Consider the following 19,755-nt stretch of genomic DNA (forward strand, 5'->3'; position numbering starts at 1 on the left):
CAAACATAAAAGAGCAGCTGGGAAAAATCCAATAAGAATTCTGATAGGAAAGTTTTAATACGAAAGTTCTGATACGAAAGTATTGATAAGAGAGTATTGATACGAAAGTTTCTGACAGAATCAAGTACAGTAAGATTCCTAGAATATATAAAAGAAAGGGAGTAAATAATGAAAAACAAAATTATTGATATTCTATCTGAAAATATCGAACAGATGAGCAAAGAAGATATTGCGGCAGCTTTAGAGATTCCTAAAAAGACAGATATGGGTGACTTTGCATTCCCATGTTTCCGCTTAGCTAAAGCATTTCGTAAAGCGCCAAATATGATTGCTGAGGAGCTGACCGCTCAGATTAATGAAAAAGGTTATGATATTTTTGATAAAGTTGTAAATGTAGGTGCATATATCAATTTCTTCTTAGCAAAAGAAGCATTTGCAAAAGAAATTATGAAAACTGTGGACACTGCAGATTTTGGAGCTGGAACAGAAGGTGAAGGCAAGACCGTTTGTATCGATTATTCTTCTCCAAACGTAGCAAAGAACTTCCACGTAGGACATTTAAGAACAACAATCATCGGAAACTCTCTTTATAAGATTTATTCTAAATTAGGCTATCATGTAGAAAGAATCAACCATTTAGGAGACTGGGGAACACAGTTTGGTAAGCTGATCGTTGCTTATAAAAAGTGGGGAAGCAAAGAAGCTGTAGAGAAAAATGGAATTGATGAACTGATGAAGATTTATGTAAAGTTCCATCAGGAAGCAGAAAAAGATGATTCTTTAAATGACCAGGCAAGAGAATGGTTTGTTAAGATGGAGCAGGGAGATGAAGAGGCACTTGCTATCTGGCAGTGGTTTAAAGATATCAGTTTAGTAGAATACAAACGAATTTATAAATTACTTGGAATGGACTTTGACCATTTTACAGGAGAAAGTTTCTATCGTGATAAGACTCATGAAGTAGTAGAAAAACTTCAGGAGAAAGATTTACTTGTAGAAAGTGAAGGCGCACATATTGTATCATTAGATGAGTATGACATGGCTCCATGTCTGATCATGAAGAAGGACGGAAGCAGCATCTATGCTACCCGCGATTTAGCAGCATTATTATATCGTAAGAGAACATATAACTTTGATAAGTGTATTTATGTTACTGGATTAGAGCAGAAACTTCATTTTGCACAGGTATTTAAAGTAATCGAGTTATTAAGATACGATTGGTATCAGAATCTTGTACATGTTCCATACGGATTAGTTAGTATGGAAGGTGGAAAGCTCTCCACAAGAAATGGAAATGTTATTTATGCAGAGCAGATCTTGCATGAAGCCATCGAAAAGATTCATGAAATCATTAATGAAAAGAATCCTGACTTACCAAACAAAGAAGAAGTATCCAGACAGGTTGGAATCGGTGCAATTCTTTTCAATGATTTATATAACCAGAGAATCAAAGATGTAATCTTTAACTGGGATAAGATTCTTAACTTTGACGGAGAAACTGGTCCATATGTACAGTATACGTATGCAAGATGTGCCAGCGTATTCCGTAAAGTAGGAGCGGTTGAATTACCTGCAGAAGTTGATTATTCTGTATTAACAGACGATGCAACAATGAACCTGTTAAAAGACCTTACAAGATTCCCTCAGGTTATTAAAGAAGCAGCAGAAAAGTACGAACCATTTATGATTGCAAGATTTGTTGTATCTGTGGCACAGCACTTTAATAAGTTCTATCATGACTGCCAGATTAATGTAGAAGATGAAAATGTAAAGATGGCAAGATTAAAAGTAGTAGATGTAACGATGAGAGTCATCAAATCAGCATTAGACTTATTAGGAATAGAATGTCCAGAACAAATGTAATTAACTAGTTGATTCATTAGAGAAAACAGACGAAAATAAAAATAATAGACCATAACAAATGTAAAGATATCACTGCGTAGAAAATGCCTGTTCGGCATTTTTACTTGCTCTCACATTACATTTGTTATGGTCTATTATTTTTATTTTCTGCTTGTTGGCTCCAGAAGGAATGAATGCAATAGTCTTTGGGGAGGGATAAGGGGAAGAGGTCAGAAGTCTACTACTTACTCGGAAAATATTTCTGTCATAAAATTTTATTTATCTACTCTCACATTACATTTGTTATGGTCTATTATTTTTATTTTCTGTGTTTTGGCTCCAGAAGGAATGAATGCAATACGTCTTTTGGGGAGAGAAGGGGGAGAGGTCAGGAGTCTACTACTTACTCTCTCCGTTATGCTGAACCTTTTTTCAAGTTTCACTGATGATAAGATGATACTGCAAGCTATCACTATACAAGATAAATTTATCATTATATTGTCGCGATATATCGTTTGTCTCGATGTATGTCATGCGTTACATGATGCACATCTCGTAGCAAGAATACCGAGGTATTCTTGAATTAGAGTATACAATGAATCTAAAGGGGACTTCTCTAATTTTTTGGAAAATAACAATGCCCTCTCTCTTTACTGTTCGTTAAAGAAAGCATCTAAGCTTCTGACGATACATCTTCCGAGAAAGAAGGAACCTTTCTGACCTCTTCCCCTTATCCCTCCCAGATACTATTGCATTCATTCCTTCTGGAGCCAACACACAGAAAAAAGAAATACTACCATATCCCAGATGCGGCTTCGGAGTGTGTTTAAGATGCAGACAAGCATCTTAAACACAGCGACTACAGAGCAGATGGGATATGGTAGTATTTCTTTTTTCGTCTGTTCCCTAATGAATCAAATAGTAAAAATGTTTCACGTGAAACATAATATCTAGCGTGATATCTTATTTCATGTTATAATAATTCCGATAAGTTGCAAGATTTGAAGTTTGAAATTTAAAATTTGAATATGGGAGAATTTGATTTTAAATTTTGCAAGTTTATAGGTTTTATATGATGAAAATATGGAGGTTTGTTTATGAGCAGAGTGATTGCTATTGCAAATCAGAAAGGTGGAGTTGGAAAAACAACAACATCCATTAATCTTTCTGCATGTCTTGCGGAGAAGGGAAAGAAAGTCCTTTTAATTGATATGGACTCTCAGGGGAATACTACAAGCGGTTTTGGCTTTGAGAAAAATGAGTTAGATAAAACAGTTTACGAAGTTTTAAGAGAAGAAGTTAGTATTGAAGAAGCGATTATTCCTGTAGAGGAATGTTTTAAAAATTTATTTTTGATTCCGGCAAATAGAAATTTGGCAGGAGCGGAGATTGAATTAGTTACCAGAGAAAATATGCAATATATTTTAAAGAAACAATTAGAACCGATTAAAGATAATTATGATTTTATAATTATAGATTGTCCGCCGGCACTTGGCATGCTTACCGTAAATGCAATGACAGCTTCAGATTCTGTTTTGGTTCCGATTCAATGTGAATTTTACGCATTAGATGGTCTTTCTCAGTTAATCTATACGATTGAATTAATTCAGGATAGTTTAAATCCAGATTTGTATATTGAGGGTGTAGTATTTACTATGTATGATGCTCGAACAAATCTGTCTTTACAGGTTGTGGAAAATGTAAAGGATAATTTAAAACAGACAATTTATAAGACGATTATTCCAAGAAATGTTAGATTAGCAGAAGCTCCTAGTTATGGTTTACCAATTAATCTTTATGATAAGCGTTCTTCTGGTACGGAAGCTTACAGAATGTTAGCTGATGAAGTAATCGAAAACGCACAGTAAAATAGAGACGAGTAATTAAAATGTGTAACGTTTCACGAATTTTATAATATTGTTTCACAAGATAGAATACACAATGTTTCACGTGAAACATTTTCAAGTTTAGATGGGAGGAGCATATATTTTATGGCGGTTAGAAAAGGTTTGGGAAGAGGATTAGACCTTCTGATTCCAAAAGATGAAAGTATGCCTAAAAAATCGACAGGAAAAAATAAAGATACACAAGAAGCAGCGGAAAATCAGATTCTTACACTCAGTATTCATGATGTGGAGCCAAATAGAAATCAGCCAAGAAAGCAATTTGATGAAGATGCCATTGAAGAGTTAGCTGATTCTATAAAACAATATGGGGTTATTCAGCCGCTTATTGTACAGAAAAAAGATAAGTATTATGAAATCATTGCTGGTGAAAGAAGATGGAGAGCATGTAAGAAAGCCGGATTAAAAGAGGTTCCTGTAATCATAAAAAATTATGATGAAAAGGAAACATTAAAGATTTCATTGATTGAAAATCTTCAAAGAGAAGATTTGAATCCAATTGAGGAAGCAAAGGCATATGAACAGCTTTATAATACATATGGATTAAAACAGGATGAAATTGCTGCTAGTGTATCAAAGAGCAGAACAGCTATTACCAATATTATGAGACTGCTCAAACTGGATGAACGTGTTCAAAATATGGTAATTGAAAATCTTATCAGCAGTGGACATGGAAGAACTCTTTTATCTATTGATGATGGAGATGTGCAGTATCAATTAGCAGAAAAAATTCTTGATGAAAACTTAAGTGTTCGAGAAGCAGAAAAACTGGTTAAAACTGTAATGAATCAAAAAGAAAATAAAAAAGTAGATGAAGAGGAGTCATTGCAGGAAAAGAGTATGATTACTTTTTTTGAGAATAAAATGAAGGATATTCTTGGAAGTAAGGTTAGCATCAAAAACAAGAAAAATAATAAGGGAAAAATAGAAATTGAGTATTATTCTAAAGATGAATTGGAGCGAATTATAGATTTAATCCAAAGTATTAAAGAATGACACTGTTAACAGAAGATAATGGAGAAAAAGTATGAATAGTAGAATATTAAATTTCTTTAATGTGAAACTGGATGCATTTATTGTTTTTGTATCAGTTGTAGTTGTGATCATGTTTATAGCACTATTCTTTCTTCTTTTAGATTACTTAAAGATGAGAAAGCGATATGTGGAATTTATGACTGGAGAAAGCGGAAAGTCTTTGGAATATACAATTTATAAAAGATTCAGGGAGATTGATAAGCTAAAAGCTGGCCAGAAAGATAATGATGCTCAGATTGCTATTATTTATGATATGCTCAGAAGAAATTACAGCAAGGTCGGTATTTATAAATATGATGCATTTAATGTAGAAAATTCTCTTAGCGGAGGAAGTATCAGTTTTGCTCTTACACTGTTAAATAGTAGAGATAATGGATTTATCTTAAATGTAATACATAATAGAGCAGGATGTCATGTTTATTTAAAAGAAATTAAAGAAGCTGTATGTGAACAGGTATTAGCAGAAGAAGAAAAGATTTCTCTTGATATGGCATTAAAATATGACGAAAAAAAAGAAACAGATAAATAATATGATACCAGAATCAAGATACCTCTTGATTTCAACATCATAATATATAAACACAAAAGAAAAAGAGTTAAGATATGTTCAATTCACATATCTTAACTCTTTTAACTTGCTTTCTGAATTATATAAATATATAATGATGTCAGGGTCAAAAGGTCAAAACGCCGTTCGTGCTTGTACGATAAGGTGTTTGACTTTGGGACCCGCGGAACATGAGAAAGTAGCGATTTACGTAGTAAATCAGCGGATTTCGAATGTTTCAGAATTACGGGAGCTGCATTAGCTGCGGAGTAATTCGTGACATCAAGTTAGGGTCAAAATACCTTTTGACCCTAACATCATATAATGATGATACGGAATTATAAATATAAAAGGAGTGAGAGGGAGCGGCATATATGCGAGAATATTTAAAAGCAATTGGTTTTAGTGATTTGAACAGCAGAAAAAAGATAGACGAACTAATTAATGAAATAAAGAAGAATCCCAGTAGAAAAAACTGGTTTCAAATAGACGAAGAAGAAGCAATATTTATTTACGAAAAAGATTTTGCTGAAGCAGTAGGGATTGCAGTAATAGAAGTTATGGATAGAGATGGATATCGGGTAACAGATCATTTTTACCCATATGTCCGCGGTGCGAATTACCTGTATCATGAAGATTTAGAATTTGAACATTATACAGATAAAGAAGGGTATGCGGGCATTTGTGATGAGAATAATATTGGTATCCCACTAATATTTCATGTAAATAATCCAGTAGACTATTTAAAAATAGTTTATGGGAAGTTTCATGATAAGATAAATAGTATAACTTTATCCGGAATGTCAAAAAAGGGAATGATTATTTTACCAGTCGAAAAAGATGAATTTCAGGAACGGGAAGAACGAAAGGGAAATGAACTCCGTAATGAAATGATCGATGCTGCAAAAGCAGGAGATATTGAGGCAATGGAACAGCTGACACTAGAAGATATGGATACATATACCGCAGTCAGCAGCAGATCAAAAAAGGAAGATCTATTTACCATTGTAACATCGTATTTTATGCCTCATAGTGTAGAATGTGATAAATATTCTGTTCTTGGAAAAATCATCAATGTGATGGAAATGCAGAACAGCAGAACGAAAGAGATATTTTATTACTTATCAGTAGAGTGCAATTCCATTCAGATTGAATTCACTATAGCAAAAGAAGATTTGATGGGTGAACCTAAAGTAGGACGCAGATTTAAAGGGATTCTTTGGCTGCAGGGAGAAGTAGACTGCCTGTAGGCTTGACAAAAGAAAAAAAATAATTTAATATACTTTATGTATGTTAATGTGTCTTCGTAGCTCAGCTGGATAGAGCACTCGCCTCCTAAGGGGGGACCTGTACTGAGAACTTTTGAAAAGTACTCAGGTGTCGATGGCAATTCGGTACTGAGAATTTTGATTAGAAAAGCCAAGTGCTGCAGAGGACGCAAATAGCATTTTCGCCGAAAAAAATATCGGCTGAAAATAGAAAAAATCGGTCACCGATCCGGGTGATCAAAAAGGCTGGAAAACCTTGATTTTAAGCCAAAATCGTATGTCGGCATAGCTCAGCTGGATAGAGCATTCGCCTCCTAAGAAGGAGCCGCGGCTGAACCCTGAGGGAAAACAGAAAAAAGAACTTGGAGTTCGAATCTATTCTGGAAGAGACAAAATTAACAACGGAGCTTTCCCCATTTTGGCGGATGTTCTACTGTTACAATTTCATAATCTGATGATCTGCAGTTGATTAAAAATCAGCTGAAAATCATATATCGGTTACCGAACCAAAAGGCTGAAAACTTAGTGTTTAAGCCAAAAATCGGTACTTGTCTTCGTAGCTCAGCTGGATAGAGCACTCGCCTCCTAAGCGAGGGGTCAGAGGTTCAAATCCTCCCGGAGACGGTATATCAAGCGGAAAATGGTTAGCAAAATTAGCAAAACCATCTTCCGCTTTTTATTATTTTCGATGAAGAAAAAGCAAGTGAGAAATGAATTTCCAGCTAATTTGAAGTGATATTCGTTAGCTGGCAGCTAATCAAAATTGCTGTTTTGCAAACGGGAAAAAATGAACTTCCTGCTAACATCGGGGTTCGTTCCTGTTGAAACCTCAGATTGGGGATGTAAAACAGGGTAAAGCGGTGTAAAATCCTTCTATAAAAGGAACTTCTGCAAACTTCTATTAGCTGAAACAATAGAATGTTTCATTAGCTGTAGCTAATGGCAAACGGGATGCTCGTTTGGATCAGATTCAAATAAAAGAATCTAATCTGAACGGGCATTTTTTGTTTGGATTACAGGAAAAGGAGGAGTTTAATGGCAGGAAAAGAAGCAGCTACTCAGTTTGATGATGAACAGATAATTGAAATTGAGATTGAAAGGCTCAGATCTTTTAAAGATCATCCATTCAAGGTTGAAGATGATAAGGATATGCATCTTCTGAAAGACAGCATAAAAAAATATGGTGTTTTAAATCCGCTGATCGTAAGGCCGGTACCAGATGGTGTATACGAAATCATTTCTGGTCACAGAAGAAAATATGCAGCACAGCAGCTTGGATATCGGAAAGTGCCTGTGATTATTCGGGTAATGAACGATGAGGAAGCCATTATAAAAATGGTGGATTCTAATCTTCAAAGGGAACGGATCAGTTACAGCGAGAAAGCTTTTGCTTACAAAATGAAGAATGATGCTATGAAAAGGACTGCAGGAAGACCGCGTAGCCAAATCGACCACAATTTAAAAGGAAAGAGAACAGTGGAAATTATCGCAGAAGAAACAGGTGAAAGTCCAAAGCAGGTGCAAAGATATATTACTCTCACGAACCTGATTCCAGAGCTTTTACAGCAGTTAGATGATGAACTGATTTCCTTCAATCCGGCAGTTGAACTGGCAGCATTAAAGGAAAAGGAACAAAAACAGCTAATCGAAGCCATGGATTATGCTCAGTCAGTGCCCTCTCTTTCTCAGGCACAGCGAATAAAAAAATTGAGCAAAGATGGAAAGCTGACTTTAGAAAAGATGCAGGAAATTCTCAGTGAAATAAAAAAAGGAGAAATAACAAGAGTCACATTTACAAATGAACAGCTTCACAGATATTTTCCCAACAACTATACACCGGAAATGATGAAGCGTGAAATCGTAGCAATCTTAAAAATATGGATGGAACAATACTGGGACAAATAAGAAACGGAGGAATGAAGAATGTGTAAAGTAATCGCTGTTACAAATCAGAAAGGCGGGGTCGGAAAGACAACGACAACAGTAAACTTAGGGATCGGCCTGGCGAAAGAAGGGAAAAAGGTGCTTTTGATTGATGCGGATCCCCAGGGAAGCCTGACAGCCAGTCTTGGGTATGTGGAACCGGATGATCTTGGTACTACCCTGGCAACAATTATGCTGGCAGTTATTAATGAGGAAGAAATAAAACCGGAGGATGGAATTCTTCATCATGAGGAAAATGTGGATCTGTTACCGGCAAATATTGAATTGTCAGCCTTGGAAGTAACGCTGGGAAATGTGATGAGCCGGGAAATGATCATGAAAGATTATATCGAAATGATGAGAGAACGATACGATTATATCCTGATCGACTGTATGCCCAGCCTTGGCATGATGACGATCAATGCACTGGTTGCTTCGGATGCAGTTCTGATTCCGGTACAGGCAGCATATTTGCCGGTGAAAGGTCTCCAGCAGCTGATCAAAACCATTTCTATGGTAAAGAAAAGACTGAACAGGAAATTGCAGATTATGGGAATTCTGCTGACGATGGTAGATTTCCGAACAAATTACGCAAAAGATATTTCAACCATGCTCCACGTTACCTACGGTTCAAAGATCACGATTTTTGAAAATGTAATACCGTTATCGGTAAAGGCGGCAGAAACAAGTGCAGAGGGAATCAGTATTTATGCTCACTGTCCTAGGAGCAAAGTGTCCAATGCATATAAGAGTCTTACACAGGAGGTTTTAGAAAATGAAAAATAGAAGCGGCGAGAAAATCAAACTGACAAGTATTGATGAACTTCTGGGAGTTGTAAATGAAGAGTCTGCAATGGAGATTGAGATTGATAAAATAAAGTCCTTTGCAGGTCATCCATTTAAAGTAATTGATGATGAGAAAATGCAGAATCTCATAGAAAGCATCAGTGAATCAGGAGTTTTGACCCCGGTTCTGATCCGTCCGGATCAAAATGATGGATATGAAATGATCTCCGGCCATCGTCGGATGCATGCGGCACAGAAGGCGGGGTTAATAACAATACCGGCAATTGTCAGAGAAATGACGGATGATGAAGCTGTGATTGCCATGGTAGATGCCAATATCCAAAGAGAGGAGTTGCTTCCGAGTGAGAAGGCATTCGCTTATAAAATGAAAATGGAAGCAATGAGACATCAAGGTGAAAGGACTGATTTAACTTTGGGACAAAATGTCCCAAAGTTTAAAAGAACAACAGAAGCAATTGCTCAAGGAACCGGAGAAAGCTATAAACAGGTTCAAAGATACATCCGCTTGACAGAACTTATCCCAGATTTACTGGAATTGGTAGACAAGAAACGTCTGAACTTTACCATTGCTGTTGATATATCATATATTCCACCGGATGTACAGAAATGGATTTATGAATATATCTGTGACAATGGATTTATCAAACCGAACCAAATTGCAGCTTTAAGAAATTATCTTGGACAAGGACCGGTTACCCAGAGTCTGATGATCAGTATTCTGAATAGCCATATTCCGGTAAAGGCTCCGGCAAGAAAGGTAACTTTGAATGAAAAGAAGCTGACGAAATATTTTCCAAAGAATTATACATCGGAAGACGTGGAGAAAGTGATTGAATCATTATTGGAGAAATGGAAACAGGAACAGGAGGTAATGTGATGGATTTTAAATATATGTATGGAAAACAGGCGGATCAGTATTCTTTTATACATATTCCAAAGATGCTAGTTACTGAAAAAATATTTACGGGAATTACCATTCATGCAAAAGTTCTCTACGGTCTTCTTTTAGACCGTATGGGAATGGCGGTGAAGAATAAATGGGTCGATGAAAGAAACCGGATGTATGTTGTTTATCCGATTCAGGAAATCCAGAAAGACATGGGAGTAACCAGAAAAAAAGCAAGGGAATGTCTGACAGAGCTTGAAAATGCCGGACTTATAGAAAAGCATTTTAGAGGCATGGGGCTGCCAAGCATTTATTACGTAAAAGACTTTGCGGTAGCGTGAGTAAGAAATGTCCATTATGGAACTACTACCGCAGGAAAGGAGAAAATATGGATCAGAAATTGACATTTCGATACTTTTACGGGAATGAAGCTGATCAGTACAGCTTCTACCGGATACCAAAACTTTTATTCAAAAATGAATATTTTAAAAATCTGAGCAGTGATGCAAAGATATTATACGGTCTGATGCTGGATAGAATGTCTTTGTCCATCAAAAATCAGTGGTTTGATGAACAGAACCGGGCATACATCTATTTTTCCATTGAAGATATCATGGAACTGTTGAACTGTGGAAGGAATAAAGCTGTAAAATCGCTGCAGGAACTGGATGATGAGAATGGAATCGGTTTGATTGAAAAGCGCAGGCAGGGATTTGGAAAAGCTAACATCATATATGTAAAAAGCTTCATGGTCTATGAGGAACAGGCGGAACAATCAGCAGAGGAAGCACAGAAGTTTACAAAACAAACCAATGTTGATACTCTGGAAGATGCAGAAGTTTATAAAACAAACTCCATGAAGTCCCAAAAACAAACTTCAAGAAGTCCTGAAAATAAACTTCAAGAAGTTTGCAATTCAAACTCTAATTATAATAATACTAGCGATATTAAAGAGAGTAAGAATAAATCAGATCAAATCATATCCGATAGACAGAGATCAGATGTTGATATGATGAATACGGTATCCGCTTATCAGGATCTCATCAAGGAAAACATAGATTATGAGTCATTACTTATTGCGTATCAGTATGACGAAGCATTGATTCAGGGCATTTATGAGCTTATTTTGGAAACAGTTCTGTGCAGTAGCGAAAAGATCCTGATCGCAAGTAACTGGTATCCGGCAGAACTGGTACGCGGCAAGTTTTTAAAACTGAATTATTCCCACATCGAGTATGTTCTTGACTGTTTCAAGAAGAATACATCAAAGGTGAAAAATATCAAGAAATATATGCTGGCAGCATTATTCAATGCCCCGACAACGATCGATGGGTACTATAAGGCAGAAGTGAATCATGACATGCCGCAGTTTGCTGTCTGACTGAGAGGAGGAGAAAGATGTTTTGTTTAAAGCTCATTGGGAAAATATTATTGATTCCGGTCTGGTTTATTCTCATAATCGTGGGAATACTCGTTAAGCTGGTTGTGAATATGGTTTCAATTGCTAAATCATTTGTGGTGCTTGGACTGGTAGCTTTGGCAATAGGAACGATTATCTGTTACCAGGATTGGGCGCAGGTTGTATTTTTGTTCTGCCTGATCGTTTCAGCATTTCTGGTTTTGTATGTAAGTGTATTTATAGATGCTGCGATTGATCTGGCCCGGGAAAAATTAGTGAGAATATTGTTAGCATAGAGGAGGAGAAGAACCATGATTAAAGAAAATAATTATATCCAATTACCACCGCTTCGTAGAGATACGGATTTGAAAGTGGTTATGGCATTGTGGGAATATGTAAAGATGCCAGAAGAATCCAGGCAAAAGGTCTTAGCATTTTTAGATGAATCAGAAAAGTATAATCCAAGTGGGGAGCTTCCCCCACTTGATTATCTGCAATCACTTCCTGTTGAAGATATCAATGATTTTGATAAAGTTATGGGAAAGATTATTAATGACATTATTGTAGAAGCATGTGATCTGGCTTGTTGGGTATATGTCTGTAAGTTTATAGAAGGATTGTCATTGGAACAGATTGTGGAGCAGAATAGAAGCGCAGAACAGTTTATTGCTGCTCTATTCTCTATGTTTGATAAATACATAGATATTCCTGATAACGATAGTAATAATATCAGACCATCATGAGTAAATTGATGCAGAACTGGGAACAAATATGATATACTAATGTAGTTCCTTATTTTTTTACCTGTATACTTCGTTATACCTAAGTATTTTGCATTGGAATATACAATCTGATAAGTTTCCTTAATTATAAGTACAATAAGGGTATCATATCGGAAATGAGGTATAGAATACTTGCAAGCTGAGAACTATATTATTGCCAGGATTGAGCAGTTGTGTGAAAAAAAGAAATTTAGTAGGTACAGACTCGCTTAGAAATCTGGAATTGCCCAGTCATCTATTTCTACATTGCTAAACAGGAAGAGTGTTCCAACGATTCAGACGCTTGAGAAAATATGTGAGGGATTCGATATCACCCTTGCCCAGTTTTTTGCAGGTGATGAAGAAATTCCTGATTTAACAGCAGATCAGAAACAGCTGCTTTATGACTGGAATGCGATGGACGAACATCAAAAAGAGCTGGTAAAAGCGTATATACAGGGCATTATTAGAAAATAGGGACGTCTGTGCTGAGGGATGGCATAGTACGTCCTTATTTCAGCTTCGGGGGTTTTTATGAAAAGAAGTAATATTTTATGCTTTGTACTTATATTAGGGATTACTCTTTGTGGTTGTCAGACGCAGCCTGCAAAAACATCAACAACAAAACAACAGTTGGATCAGATGGATTATGAATCTGATGATGACTTTGAACTGTCTCTTCAATCATCAATCGGTAAAGAACAATGCTTTATTTGCGGAACACCGGCTGGTGGACTTTTGGAATATTATAGAAAATTCGATTCAATTGGGATTATCCATTGGGCCGATATGTCAGTCACTGACACCCGGATCCGAGAATATGATGATGATGGAAATGAAAAGATTGATTCTGGGCATATGAGCACAATGGTAAATTCTTTTGGAGAGGATTATGGTTCTATTATGACACACTCTCAACCGGATAGATGTATTGCGGAACCCAATATACACCTTGGAGAGAAAGATACGATAGACTGTGAAACTCTCAAAGATCAATTGTGTCAGGATTGTCTGGATAAGGTGTGTGAATTTTATGAAGATCAGGTAAACAGTGATAATGATGAATATCTGGAAAGCACAGGGTACTCACTAATTGATTTTACAACAGGAGAACTTTATACCCTATCTGATCCGTATCGGGGATATAGTATTCGGGATTATATGATCCGGTATGATTATAGAGAACAGGGAGACGGAGAAAAATATATAGATTTGCTGATCTTCTATGCTCCGATCCGGGGAGAGGAAGGTTAAGAAAAGAGGAAACTATGCAGACAAGGCAGGAGGCAATACAATATTGCCATTCATTTCAAGATGTATATGAAGATTATCCTTTTCATGATGATAACTGGTGTGTTATGCGTCATAAGGGAAATAAGAAAACATTTGCGCTTATTTATGATAAAGATGGTTATGTATGGATAAATGTAAAATGTGATCCGGAATGGAGAGAGTTCTGGAGAAATGCTTTTGAATCTGTGATCCCAGCTTATCATATGAACAAGACACACTGGAATTCTATTATCTTGGATGGCTCTGTTCCTGATAAAGATATCTGGCGGATGATCGGGGAAAGTTATGATCTGACGAAAGGAAAGAAAAAATGAGGATATTAGTAGATGCGGATTCCTGTCCTGTGGTGTCAATCGTAGAAAAAACAGCAAAGAAATATGAAATCCCTGTTGTTCTTTTATGTGATACAAACCATGTTTTATATTCAGATTACAGTGAAGTAATCACAGTGGGAGCCGGTGCTGATGCAGTAGATTTTAAACTGGTCAGTCTGTGCCAGAAAGGAGACATTGTTGTAACGCAGGATTATGGTGTCGCGGCAATGATTCTGGGTAAAGGTGCATATGGTATCCATCAGAGCGGTAAATGGTATACAGATGAAAATATAGATCAGATGCTGATGGAACGACATTTGACGAAGAAAGCCAGAAACTCAAAGAAAAAACATCATTTGAAAGGTCCGGCAAAGCGGACAGAGGCAGACGATAAAAGGTTTGAAGTGTCTTTGAATAAATTGATCGAGATGTATATTAAGGATAGGTAGTACAAAAATCAGGACGTAGGTTTTCGAGACTGTGAGAAAAAGTCTGTAAATAAGATTCTTCTATGATATGCAAGGGTGGCAAGCCTGAAAATCAGGCTTCTCACCCTTGTTTTATATATAACAGTTGTTGAATGGCATGTCAAGAGCAGGCGGTTTTCCGCCCGTCTTATTCGCCTGTTTATTCGTTACTCTGGGAGGCGTCCTTCGTACATAATACTCAGTTCACCATACACCTGTGCCCAGTTGCGGATCGTACTGGTCCATTTCTTCGTAGCTTCAAATGTGGCAAGATACAGTGCCTTTAATAGAGCTGTATCGCTTGGAAATACGCTTCTCTGGCGATTCAGTTTCCGGTAGGTAGAATTCAGGGATTCAATAGCATTTGTAGTATAAATCACCGTTCTGACCGTCGTTGAAAATTTAAAGATCGGCGAGATTGCGTCCCAGTTATCCTTCCAGCGCTTCATGGAATTCGGATATTTCGGTGTCCATTTTTCTGTTACACGCTCTAAGGCTGCCAGAGCTTTCTTTTCATCTGTGGCCTGATAAATGGTTTTCAGATCCGTAGCGAAGGCTTTTCTGTCTTTATCCGGGACATATTTCAACGTGTTTCTTACCTGGTGTACAATACAGCGCTGGTATTCCGTCTTTGGAAAAGCTGCTGTAATCGCTTCTTTGATTCCGGTTAAACCATCGGCACAGATGATTAATACATCTTTGACACCACGATTTTTCAGTTCATTCATAACGGAAAGCCAGTATTTTGCGCTTTCGTTATCGCCAACACTGATGGTTAAAACTTCTTTTTTTCCTCCGCTTCTTTCCAGATACGCCATTTCCTGTCCTCCCGTCCGTGGTTGTATGCCATTCTTACTTCCTCCAATCAGAATTGATTGAGAGGGCAGAGAAAAGCCCCCTCATCTTCCCAAAGGAAAAAACAAGGGGGCTGAACGCCTTAAATTTTAATTTTCTATTATCTTTCTTAGTTTTATTAGGATTCTGGCTTTGCGTTTGTTTACAACGCTCTGGGTTATGCCCAACCTCGCCCCGACTTCACGCTCGGAAAGTCCGTCAAAAAAGATTGCCTGTATCAGCTCCTGTTCACTATCCGACAGCAAAGGCAGGGCGGCTTTCAGCCTGTCCACCATGACCGCATTGACAACGGTTTCTGCAATGTCCACCGCTTCATCAGTGATAAAGTCCAGAGGATTCCCCTCGCTGTCCGTAAATCCGTCGAGAGATAGCAGTCTATTCTTTGTATCTAATTTTTGCAGATAACGCCACCGTTCCTTGTCACGGTAGAAGTCTGTGTATTGCTCCCTCACGACTTCAAGCAGACAGCCTTGAATGGGGATAAACAGCTTGTCCATATAGGTCTGGTCGGATTCCCTGCAACGGCAGAACTCCGTGTAGGATAATTCCACATAGCCGCCACTTTCTCTGATATATACCTTTCTTGGTGCATATTTCACCATAAATACCTCCCATCTGAATTTTTGAAATGTAAAAAATCCAGATGGAGAGGCGGAGAACGACACCGCATATCAGAAACAGCCCTACGGCACTTTCCAACAAAAATCGACAAAAGAAAAACCGCAAAGGCTCTGTGACCTTTACGGTTATAGGAAATAGTAATTCTATTGTATGGAGATTGTACTTCTACTTTCAAGGTGAGAAGTACCGTTGCACTGGCAGAAATTTTTTTAACTGGTTTCCTGCCGTTCTCTGATATGCTATGTATTGATAAATTTTGCTTCGTATGAGCAGATAGATAACTGCCCGAAAAAAGGACATAAAAAAATCCCTCCAAATTTAAAAACAAATTCAGAGGGTAATTTAGGGTATAACAAAATAACCCACCCGAATATCGTTTTTTTTATTTGGTGAGTTTGTTCTTTCAAATACGAAACAAATGCTCATGTACGGTAAAGTATCACAAGAAAATTATGTCGAATTGACAGCCGCCTCCGCTATACCGAATAAGGAAATAAAGAGTCCTCAAATTTTGCGCTACTAAATGAAGACGAGCGGAAGTAATCTCCCGCTCGTCAGTAAACTTAACTATGCCATATCAATCCCGCTTCTTTCCCGCCACCGGCACTAAGAACAGCGCGGGCAACAGCAGGAAAGCGGTACAGACCAGCCCCCAGGGTATGGACACCTGCTGGGCTACCAGCCCCACAATAGGCCCGCCGATGATCTGCCCGAAAGAGTCCAGCTGTCCGCTGGTGGAAAAGACTGTGGCGCGCATTTTCTCATCCACATGGTCGTTCATCCAGGCGGCCAGCACAGGCTCCTTGATGGTGCGCATAAGCCCCGCCAGCAGGAACACCAACAACATGAACCAAAAGCTCCGCCCCACCGCGAAGAGAACCAGGCACAGGATATACCCGGCGCTGGTGGACATGACCACACTGGTTCGGCTGACAGTCCCTTTTTTCTCCATGCGGGCGATGAGCAACTGAGAAGCCAGAATACCTAAGCCGTTGCCGATAAGACTGATAACACCGAACCAAGTGACGCTGTTCAGCGGCCCGATAACGGGTATTACCGTGTCATCCAGAAAATGAGCGGTGGAGAGCCGGTCAAAGCCTTCACTGGCAAGTCCCCCGCATAGTGTGATTGCTAAGAGCGCCAGCAACACAGGTGCGCCTTTCACAAAGCCCAGGTTGAGCTTGAACAGGCAGACAAAGTCTTTAAGCAAGCCCTGCCGTTCCTCAATAGCAGGGGAGAAGTTGGTTTCTGGCATGATGCGAACCATCACCAGCCCCAACAACAAGCACAAACTGCCCCCCAAGATGACAGGCATTTGCAGGTTTATGTTTCCCAGCAGTGTGCCCAGCACCACGCCCAGAACGCCGCCGATTTGCCCCATTTGACTGCCCCGCAGGAACACCTTGTCTATGGGTTTGTCCTCTTCCTCCGAGGCAATCCACGCCTCCAGAGCGCCGGTGATGAAGGTATCACCGCAACCCCAGACAACCTGGGCCAGCAGAACCGGCGCGAACCACGGTAGCGCACCCTCCATCAGAAAGCCCAGGCCGTAGAGGAACATTCCAATCAGCACCGAGCGCCGACGGCTATACAAATCCGCCACCACACCGGTGGGTATCTCGAACAGAAAGCAGGAGGTCTCCAGAACCGTCCCTACCAGGACAAGCTGGAAAGCATCCAGCTGCACCACCTCCAGGTGGTACACGATGGAAAGCACTGTGGACATAGAAACCGCCAGGGAACAGACAAATCGGAACAGCAGGTAGACAGAATATGCCTTTGAATTTTTAGCAAACATGAAGTTACATTCTCCTTTCAAATCTCATTTTATATGACTTTTGCAAGCTGTTAAGCTAACTTGTGGAACATATGCCGAACCTTATCTATACGGCTATTCGGGCGGCGGGGTTGGCAAATAAATTTACCAATAGCTGGCTGGTATCCTTTTAACTCTGTCAAGCAGACTCCCTGCCCATTTGTGAAATAAGTTAAATCGTTCCTGTATTCTTGAATACATCTAGCAGGGATTTCTCCTTTCAGAATGACCTCGTCATTCTTTATCTGAGTACTTACAATATCTGCACAATACCTTGGAGCATCATGATACGCCCGTGAGAGATATTCCTGCGGTGCATAAATTTCAAAGTGGAGATATGGCTCTAATAGTTCTGTCCCTGCTTTTTTTAAAGCCTGCTCCAATACGATAGGGGAAAGCAGCCGAAAGTCTGCGGGGGTACTTACAGGACTATAATACAATCCATATTCAAAACAGATTTTACAGTCTGTCACTTTCCATCCATACAGCCCCTGCTCGCAGCCATAAAGAACCCCCTCCATAACCGCATTTTGGAACGATTGATTTAAATATCCAAGTGAAACTCTGCTTTCATACTGCACTCCGCTTCCAATAGGGAGCGGCTCTATGGACAACCCGACAGAAGCCCAGAAAGGATTTGGCGGGACTTCTATGTGGATGGTATATTCTGCTTTTCTAAGCGGTCTTTCCATATATATAACAGTAGGCTCTTTTATTTCTGCCTCCACATGATATTTTTCCTCAAGGATGGCACAAATGACTTCCATCTGCACATTCCCCAAAAAAGAAAGTATAATCTCATGCGTTGTAGTATCCACATAATATTTTAAAAGAGGGTCGCCATCTGAAATTTCTGTAAGTGCCCCAAGCAATATTTCCCGCTGTTCAGGTTTCTTTACTGCAATCGTTGTTTGGAGCATAGGGAGAGGATTTTCAATAAATTTTCTCTGCGGCAACAGCATTTCGTTCCCCAAAATACTGTTTAGCTGCAAAACATCATTTGGTAAAATTACAATATCACCAGAGCAGGCTGTATCGGATGGATATAATTCACCGTTTGTCGGAACACACATCTCTGTGATTTTTATTTTCTCTTTTTCAGATATTCTAATAACATCCCTCAAATGCAATGTTCCGCTATATATACGCACATAAACAAAACGCCGCCTTTTCTCTGAATATTCAATCTTAAAAACCTGCCCGCATAATTCAGATTGACCTTCAGGCGTTGATGAATAAAATTTACTGGCAATCACTTCTATAAGCTGCCGAATCCCCAGATTGTTTTTAGCGCTTCCGTGATAAACGGGAAATAACGTTCCGTTTTGGAATCTCCTGTTTTCTTCCTGTTCCAGTTCTGACATTTTAAACGGTTTCCCTGACATATATTTCTCTAATAGTTCATCGTTTCCCATAATTACCGCATCCCACTGTTCCATATCGTCATTGTCCGTTACATTTATATGGGGATGCTGCCCAACCTTTTGCTTCACTATAATTTCCGAAGAAAGCTTTGCTTTCATTTCTTGATATACCATTGGCAAATCAATCCCCTCTTGGTCAATTTTATTGATGAAAAAAATTGTCGGAATCTTCATTGTCTGTAGTGCATGAAACAGTATACGGGTCTGTGCCTGTATGCCATCCTTTGCAGAAACTAATAATACTGCTCCGTCTAATACGGATAAAGAACGGTATACTTCCGCCAAAAAATCCATATGGCCTGGCGTATCTATAATGTTGACTTTTACATCCTCCCACTGAAAAGATGTCACTGCTGTCTGGATAGTGATTCCCCTTTGACGCTCCAAATTCATTGTATCTGTCCTTGTTGTGCCTTTATCTACGCTCCCTGGTTCTGCAATTGCACCACTGGTATACAATAAACTCTCCGTTAATGTTGTCTTTCCTGCGTCAACGTGAGCCAGAATGCCTAAGTTAATTATTTTCATGTGATTTTCCTCCTATCAACACCCAAAAAAGGGCATAAAAATACCCAGTGATAAATACTCCTATC

Annotated in this window: 19 protein-coding genes, 1 tRNA gene and 1 pseudogene; 17 read left to right on the plus strand and 4 right to left on the minus strand. The window is 38.7% G+C overall.

Translation table 11 applies throughout. The features are described 5' to 3' along the window. Window positions 1-168: 168 nt before the first annotated feature. The 17 genes from argS to FYJ25_RS12245 all read left to right on the plus strand — a co-directional run bounded on the left by argS (window position 169) and on the right by FYJ25_RS12245 (window position 14,428). A complete protein-coding gene (gene argS, locus FYJ25_RS12165) occupies window positions 169-1,863 on the plus strand; it encodes an arginine--tRNA ligase (RefSeq protein WP_154581411.1) in 1,695 nt (564 codons plus the stop codon). Window positions 1,864-2,939: 1,076 nt separating this feature from the next. After that, the gene (locus tag FYJ25_RS12170) at window positions 2,940-3,710 is read left to right on the plus strand and encodes a ParA family protein (RefSeq protein WP_154581412.1); all 771 of its coding nucleotides are present in this window, start codon (window positions 2,940-2,942) and stop codon (window positions 3,708-3,710) included. Between the two features lie 123 nt (window positions 3,711-3,833). Then, window positions 3,834-4,742, plus strand: a complete 909-nt coding sequence (locus FYJ25_RS12175) for a ParB/RepB/Spo0J family partition protein (protein WP_096241502.1) — start codon at window positions 3,834-3,836, stop codon at window positions 4,740-4,742. Window positions 4,743-4,773: 31 nt separating this feature from the next. After that, window positions 4,774-5,310, plus strand: coding sequence for a DUF4446 family protein (locus FYJ25_RS12180; RefSeq protein WP_022169744.1), 537 nt, complete (start codon window positions 4,774-4,776; stop codon window positions 5,308-5,310). Between the two features lie 392 nt (window positions 5,311-5,702). Continuing rightward, window positions 5,703-6,578, plus strand: coding sequence for a DUF3881 family protein (locus FYJ25_RS12185; RefSeq protein ID WP_005349868.1), 876 nt, complete (start codon window positions 5,703-5,705; stop codon window positions 6,576-6,578). 568 nt (window positions 6,579-7,146) lie between these two features. After that, window positions 7,147-7,220 (plus strand) — tRNA-Arg (locus FYJ25_RS12190). A gap of 411 nt (window positions 7,221-7,631) precedes the next feature. Continuing rightward, window positions 7,632-8,501 carry a ParB/RepB/Spo0J family partition protein gene (locus FYJ25_RS12195; RefSeq protein WP_154432765.1) on the plus strand — a complete coding sequence of 290 codons (870 nt, stop codon included), beginning with the start codon at window positions 7,632-7,634 and terminating at the stop codon, window positions 8,499-8,501. An 18-nt stretch (window positions 8,502-8,519) separates the two neighbouring features. Next, complete coding sequence (locus FYJ25_RS12200) at window positions 8,520-9,305, plus strand: ParA family protein (RefSeq protein WP_154432766.1); 786 nt, start codon at window positions 8,520-8,522, stop codon at window positions 9,303-9,305. Further along, window positions 9,295-10,203, plus strand: coding sequence for a ParB/RepB/Spo0J family partition protein (locus FYJ25_RS12205; protein ID WP_154432767.1), 909 nt, complete (start codon window positions 9,295-9,297; stop codon window positions 10,201-10,203). The genes FYJ25_RS12200 and FYJ25_RS12205 overlap by 11 nt, the downstream gene beginning before the upstream one ends. Then, entirely contained in the window at window positions 10,203-10,553 is a 351-nt protein-coding gene (locus tag FYJ25_RS12210) for a replication initiator protein A (protein ID WP_154432768.1), read from the plus strand. The genes FYJ25_RS12205 and FYJ25_RS12210 overlap by 1 nt, the downstream gene beginning before the upstream one ends. A gap of 47 nt (window positions 10,554-10,600) precedes the next feature. Continuing rightward, window positions 10,601-11,593, plus strand: coding sequence for a DUF6017 domain-containing protein (locus tag FYJ25_RS12215; protein ID WP_154581413.1), 993 nt, complete (start codon window positions 10,601-10,603; stop codon window positions 11,591-11,593). 17 nt (window positions 11,594-11,610) lie between these two features. Beyond that, entirely contained in the window at window positions 11,611-11,907 is a 297-nt protein-coding gene (locus FYJ25_RS12220; protein ID WP_154581414.1) for a hypothetical protein, read from the plus strand. 15 nt (window positions 11,908-11,922) lie between these two features. After that, the gene (locus FYJ25_RS12225; protein WP_154432771.1) at window positions 11,923-12,354 is read left to right on the plus strand and encodes a hypothetical protein; all 432 of its coding nucleotides are present in this window, start codon (window positions 11,923-11,925) and stop codon (window positions 12,352-12,354) included. A 285-nt stretch (window positions 12,355-12,639) separates the two neighbouring features. Beyond that, window positions 12,640-12,849 (plus strand): hypothetical protein, encoded by a 210-nt coding sequence (locus FYJ25_RS12230; protein ID WP_154432772.1) that lies wholly within the window; start codon window positions 12,640-12,642, stop codon window positions 12,847-12,849. A 57-nt stretch (window positions 12,850-12,906) separates the two neighbouring features. Then, window positions 12,907-13,626 (plus strand): hypothetical protein, encoded by a 720-nt coding sequence (locus FYJ25_RS12235; protein ID WP_154432773.1) that lies wholly within the window; start codon window positions 12,907-12,909, stop codon window positions 13,624-13,626. A gap of 14 nt (window positions 13,627-13,640) precedes the next feature. Then, the gene (locus tag FYJ25_RS12240; protein WP_154432774.1) at window positions 13,641-13,979 is read left to right on the plus strand and encodes an MmcQ/YjbR family DNA-binding protein; all 339 of its coding nucleotides are present in this window, start codon (window positions 13,641-13,643) and stop codon (window positions 13,977-13,979) included. Further along, on the plus strand, window positions 13,976-14,428 hold the full coding sequence (locus FYJ25_RS12245; protein WP_154432775.1) for a YaiI/YqxD family protein: 453 nt from the start codon (window positions 13,976-13,978) through the stop codon (window positions 14,426-14,428). Before FYJ25_RS12240 ends, FYJ25_RS12245 begins: the two co-directional genes overlap by 4 nt. A 185-nt stretch (window positions 14,429-14,613) precedes the next feature. Here FYJ25_RS12245 and FYJ25_RS12250 read toward each other — a convergent pair. The 4 genes and pseudogenes from FYJ25_RS12250 to tet(O) form a co-directional block, all read right to left on the minus strand. Then, window positions 14,614-15,240 (minus strand): annotated as a pseudogene (locus FYJ25_RS12250) (IS256 family transposase); the annotation flags it as partial. A 150-nt stretch (window positions 15,241-15,390) separates the two neighbouring features. Further along, window positions 15,391-15,900, minus strand: coding sequence for a sigma-70 family RNA polymerase sigma factor (locus tag FYJ25_RS12255; protein WP_105116765.1), 510 nt, complete (start codon window positions 15,898-15,900; stop codon window positions 15,391-15,393). 599 nt (window positions 15,901-16,499) lie between these two features. Next, entirely contained in the window at window positions 16,500-17,720 is a 1,221-nt protein-coding gene (gene tet(40) / locus FYJ25_RS12265) for a tetracycline efflux MFS transporter Tet(40) (RefSeq protein ID WP_024407615.1), read from the minus strand. A 50-nt stretch (window positions 17,721-17,770) separates the two neighbouring features. Next, on the minus strand, window positions 17,771-19,690 hold the full coding sequence (gene tet(O), locus FYJ25_RS12270; protein ID WP_118694314.1) for a tetracycline resistance ribosomal protection protein Tet(O): 1,920 nt from the start codon (window positions 19,688-19,690) through the stop codon (window positions 17,771-17,773). Between the last annotated feature and the right edge of the window lie 65 nt (window positions 19,691-19,755).

Source organism: Anaerobutyricum soehngenii, from assembly GCF_009697165.1.
Classification (GTDB): Bacteria; Bacillota; Clostridia; order Lachnospirales; family Lachnospiraceae; genus Anaerobutyricum; species Anaerobutyricum soehngenii.